Annotated in this window: 6 protein-coding genes; all 6 read left to right on the plus strand. The window is 32.5% G+C overall.

From position 1 onward, the window contains the following. Positions 1-235 precede the first annotated feature (235 nt). Positions 236-847, plus strand: coding sequence for a TetR/AcrR family transcriptional regulator (locus WBN21_RS15525; RefSeq protein WP_424201873.1), 612 nt, complete (start codon positions 236-238; stop codon positions 845-847). Between the two features lies 1 nt (position 848). Next, on the plus strand, positions 849-2099 hold the full coding sequence (locus WBN21_RS15530; RefSeq protein WP_424201875.1) for a TolC family protein: 1251 nt from the start codon (positions 849-851) through the stop codon (positions 2097-2099). Positions 2100-2109: 10 nt separating this feature from the next. Continuing rightward, positions 2110-3015, plus strand: coding sequence for an HlyD family secretion protein (locus WBN21_RS15535; protein WP_424201877.1), 906 nt, complete (start codon positions 2110-2112; stop codon positions 3013-3015). 11 nt (positions 3016-3026) lie between these two features. After that, entirely contained in the window at positions 3027-3521 is a 495-nt protein-coding gene (locus WBN21_RS15540) for a hypothetical protein (RefSeq protein WP_424201879.1), read from the plus strand. Between the two features lie 18 nt (positions 3522-3539). Then, on the plus strand, positions 3540-3998 hold the full coding sequence (locus WBN21_RS15545; RefSeq protein WP_424201881.1) for an OsmC family protein: 459 nt from the start codon (positions 3540-3542) through the stop codon (positions 3996-3998). A 6-nt stretch (positions 3999-4004) separates the two neighbouring features. Further along, the coding region (locus tag WBN21_RS15550; RefSeq protein WP_424201883.1) for an ABC transporter ATP-binding protein at positions 4005-4769 on the plus strand (765 nt) is incomplete at its 3' end.

Here is a 4769-nt window from a genome sequence, read left to right on the forward strand (position 1 = left end):
TCTTTCGGAAGATTAGGTTTTAATCCTTGGTCTATTACGAAAGATGGACGTTTTGATGGTTTATTATTTGCAATTAATATCATGGCATCTGCTCTTGGTGGTGCTTTGGGACTAGTCGCCACTAAGCTGATATCTAGTAAATTAAAAAAATAATTTATCTAAAATAATCAAACTGTAGTACGTTTGATTATTTTTTGTACATTTGTTAACCACTTGGTTAAACCATATAGTTAGAATGAAAAAAACAAAAGACGAAAATACTGAAGAACAAATATTAAACGCTGCTAAAAATATATTTCAATCCAAAGGAATGGATGGGGCACGTATGCAAGAAATTGCAGATAAAGCAGGAATAAACAAAGCCATGCTTCATTACTATTACAGAAGTAAACAATTGTTGTTTGAAGCGGTCTTTAAAAATGCATTTTCATTACTAGCACCACAATTAAACGCTGTTTTAAATGACGATTCTTCTATCGAAGACAAGATTAGAAATTTTACTTCAAACTATATTTCCTTTATTGTTAACCATCCTTATTTGCCAAATTTTATCATTCAAGAACTCAATAGGAATCAAGATTTTATTTTAAAGTTAAAAGACCAAGGTTTTCCAAATATTGAAAAGTTCAAAAAACAAGTCGATGAAGAAGTAGCAAAAGGCCTAATAAAACCGATTAGTGCAGAACAATTATTTATTAATATAATGGCTCTGAACATTTTTCCTTTTGTGGCTAAACCATTGATTATGGCATTGACAAATTCGGATGATAAACACTACAAACAACTCATGGAAGACCGTAAAACCGAAGTTGCCAATTTTATTATTAATTCCATAAAGACGACCTAAAATGAAACAGTTAATAGTCATTTTCGCCATCTTAATCGCGCTACCAAGTGTTGCACAGCAAAGCATCACCTTGGAGGAATGTTATCAATTAGTGACGACGAATTATCCTTTAGCAAAACAGTCTCAACTATTGGATGCACAAAATAAATTAGATAAAGAAGTGGTTTCAACTTCTAAATTGCCACAACTTAGTTTGGATGCACAGGCAACGTATCAATCTGATGTGATTGAAATCCCTATTCCAAATGCTGGTATAGAACCATTAAACAAAGACCAATATCGCGCCACATTATCCGTCAATCAACTCATTTATAATGGCGGTGCTACGGATGCTTCCTTAAATTTAAAATCGGCACAACTTAAAACCAAACAGAAACAACTTGAAGTCAGTTTATATCAGCTAAAACAAAAAATCAATCAACTCTATTTCTCTGTTCTGTTAGCCCAAGAATCGGGGTTGTTGCTAAACGCTAAACAAGCGCAATTACAAGCAAAATTAAAAGAAGTCCAATCAGGCATAAAGTATGGTGTTATTTTACCGTCATCAGATAAAGTTTTGGAAGCCGAATTATTAAAAATAGGTCAACAATTTCAAGAATTAGAAAGCAATAAAGCAACATTAATTGAAACACTTTCAAGTTTAATCAATCAACCTTTGGATGTTTCAACTAAGTTTAAAAATCCACTAGTTCAAACTGATTTACAGTCTGATTTAGCACGACCAGAACAAAAATTATTTCAACTTAAAAAAGAAGAAATAACAACTTCAGAAATTTTATTATCTAAACAAAACGCACCTAAATTACTAGGTTTTGCAACAGGTGGTTATGGTAACCCTGGATTAAATATGCTCGATAATTCATTTCAAACATTTTATACAGTTGGTGTTAAATTGAATTGGAATGTATTCGATTGGAATGCAAACAAAAAGCAACGCCAATCATTAGCAATTAATAAAGATATTGTTGATAATGAATCTGAAGTTTTCAAACTAAATACAACGATCGAAATAAATCAACAACAAAAAGAAATCGATAAAACTGAAGGGTTTATCACTTCCGATTTAGAGATTATTAACCTCAGAAAAGAGGTGTTAAAAACAGCAGATTCACAACTCAAAAATGGAGTGATTACATCTTCAGCATACATTACAGAACTCACTAATTTGTACGAGGATGAAAATACTTTAGTAAAACATAAAATTGAATTACAACTCGCAAAAGCAAATTACAATGTTATTAAAGGTCAATAAAATAAGTCAGATGAAAAACTACAAATACATACTAGGATTAAGCATCATAGCTTCTAGTTTATTTTCCTGTGGAAATGACAATGGAAAAGCCGATGGTTACGGAAATTTTGAAGCCACAGAAATAACCATTTCTGCCGAAAACAACGGAAAATTGATGCAATTTGATATAAATGAAGGTGATATTGTCCAAAAAGAAGCGTTTTTGGGCTATATCGATACTATTCCGTTAACGCTAAAACGCGAACAATTAGTAGTATCTAAAGCTGTAATTAGTTCAAAATCTAAAGGTGTTTTATCTCAAATTTCGGTTTTGAATTCAAAATTAAAAACAGCAAACACCAATAAAATACGAGTTGAAAATTTAATAAAAGACAACGCAGGAACACAAAAACAACTGGATGATGTAACAGGTGAAATAGATGTGATTAAGAATCAAATTAGAAGTGTTGAAATCCAGAACGCACCTGTTGTAAACGAACTTAAATCTATTGACGTACAGTTAAAACAAATTGATGACCAAATTCAGAAAAGCAAAATTATTAACCCAACAAAAGGAACAGTTTTAACCAAATACGCAGAGCCAAACGAGATTACAGCGTTTGGAAAACCGCTATACAAAATTGCCGATTTAAGCACGATGCAATTACGTGTTTATATCAGCGAAACACAATTAGCTAATATAAAAATTGGGCAAGAAGTTACTGTGAAAATTGATGATGCAGATACTATGAAATCCTATAAAGGTATTGTTTCTTGGATGGCTTCTGAAGCAGAATTCACACCAAAAATAATTCAGACTAAAGAAGAGCGTGTTGCTTTGGTTTATGCTGTAAAAGTTGATGTAAAAAACGATGGAAGTCTTAAAATTGGCATGCCTGCGGAAATGTGGTTAAACAATTCAGAAAGTAATAACTAAAATCTAAAATAATGAAACATATAATTTTCACAATAAGCCTGTTGGCTTTAGTAAGTTGTAAAGATGGTAAAACAGACGAAAACAGCTCTAAAATTAATGTAAACGTAGAGTCTTCAGAAGCATTACACAATAGTCACGACGATGAATCTGAAAACATTTATACAAATGCTTGGACAAGCGATATTAATTTAAACGATGGCGCAAAATGGCAAGCCAATGTTGAAACTAACGAAGGTGTTAAAAAAATGCAGGATGTTTTAAAAACAATCCAAACAACATCTCTTGAAGACTATCATGAGTTGGCAAATCAGTTAAATGAATCCAAAAATTATGTCATAAAAAATTGCACCATGAAAGGCCCTTCTCATGATTATTTACATGTTTGGCTTCTACCCTTAATGGCAAAAATTGAGGCATTATCAGAAACCAAAACAGTTGAAGATGCCTCAGAAATCAAAAACAATATCGAAGAAAATATAAATCGGTACAATACCTATTTTCATTAATCATAAATATTAAATACCATGGAAAAACATAGTTACAACGTCAATATAAGTTGGACACAAGACCGAAAAGGAATGATGTGTTCACCAGAATTAAACCAAAAAGAAGGCGATAACTACAATTGTATAGAAGTAGCAACGCCTCCAGAATTTGAAAAAGGAATTCCTAATATCTGGACACCAGAGCATTTGTTTACTGCTGCCGTGAGTAGTTGTTTAATGACTACTTTTTTAGCGATTGCCGAATATTCAAAATTCGAGTTTGTGAGTTTTAAATGTGGTTCAAAAGGCATTTTAGAAAAAGTAGAAGGTAAATTCGTAATAAGCGAAGTATTGCTTTTCCCTGAGGTTGTCATTACAGACGAATCCAAACGAGAACGTGCTGAACGTATTTTAGAAAAATCTGAAAAAGCATGTTTAATCTCAAATTCTATTACTTCCAAAGTTACTATGGAACCAAAAATTATCGTTCAAAATTAAAGAAGGATGAGCATATCTGTCAATCATATCAGTAAATCTTACAAAAAAGTAAACGCTTTACAAGACATTTCTTTTGAGGTTAATGCGGGTGAACTTTTTGGTTTAATTGGTCCTGATGGAGCAGGAAAAACTACGCTATTTCGGATTTTAACGACACTTTTATTTGCAGATAATGGGTCAGCAACGGTTGCTGGTTACGATGTAGTTTCAGATTATAAGAAGATTAGAAATAGTGTTGGTTACATGCCTGGGAGATTTTCATTGTATCAAGATTTAACAGTTGAAGAAAACTTAGATTTTTTCGCGACAATCTTCGGAACTACCATCGAAGAAAACTACGATTTAATCAAAGACATTTACGTTCAAATAGAACCCTTTAAAGATCGTAGAGCAGGAAAATTATCTGGAGGAATGAAACAAAAATTAGCTTTATGTTGTGCACTTATCCACAAACCAAAAGTGTTGTTTTTAGATGAACCCACCACAGGCGTCGATCCAGTTTCAAGAAAGGAATTTTGGGAAATGCTAAAGCGTTTACAACAAAAAAACATTACCATTTTGGTGTCTACACCTTATATGGATGAAGCAGCCTTATGTGATAGAATTGCATTGATTCAAGACGGAAAAATTCTTGAGATTGATACACCAGAAGCCATTGTAAAACACTATCCGAAACCAATTTATAATGTTAGATCAAACAATATGTACCAGCTCATTAATAGCTTAAACGCTTATGAACATAACCATAGCGTATACCCTTTTGGCGAGTTT

This window comes from Algibacter sp., from assembly GCF_049667265.1.
In the GTDB taxonomy this organism is placed as follows: domain Bacteria; phylum Bacteroidota; class Bacteroidia; order Flavobacteriales; family Flavobacteriaceae; genus Algibacter_B.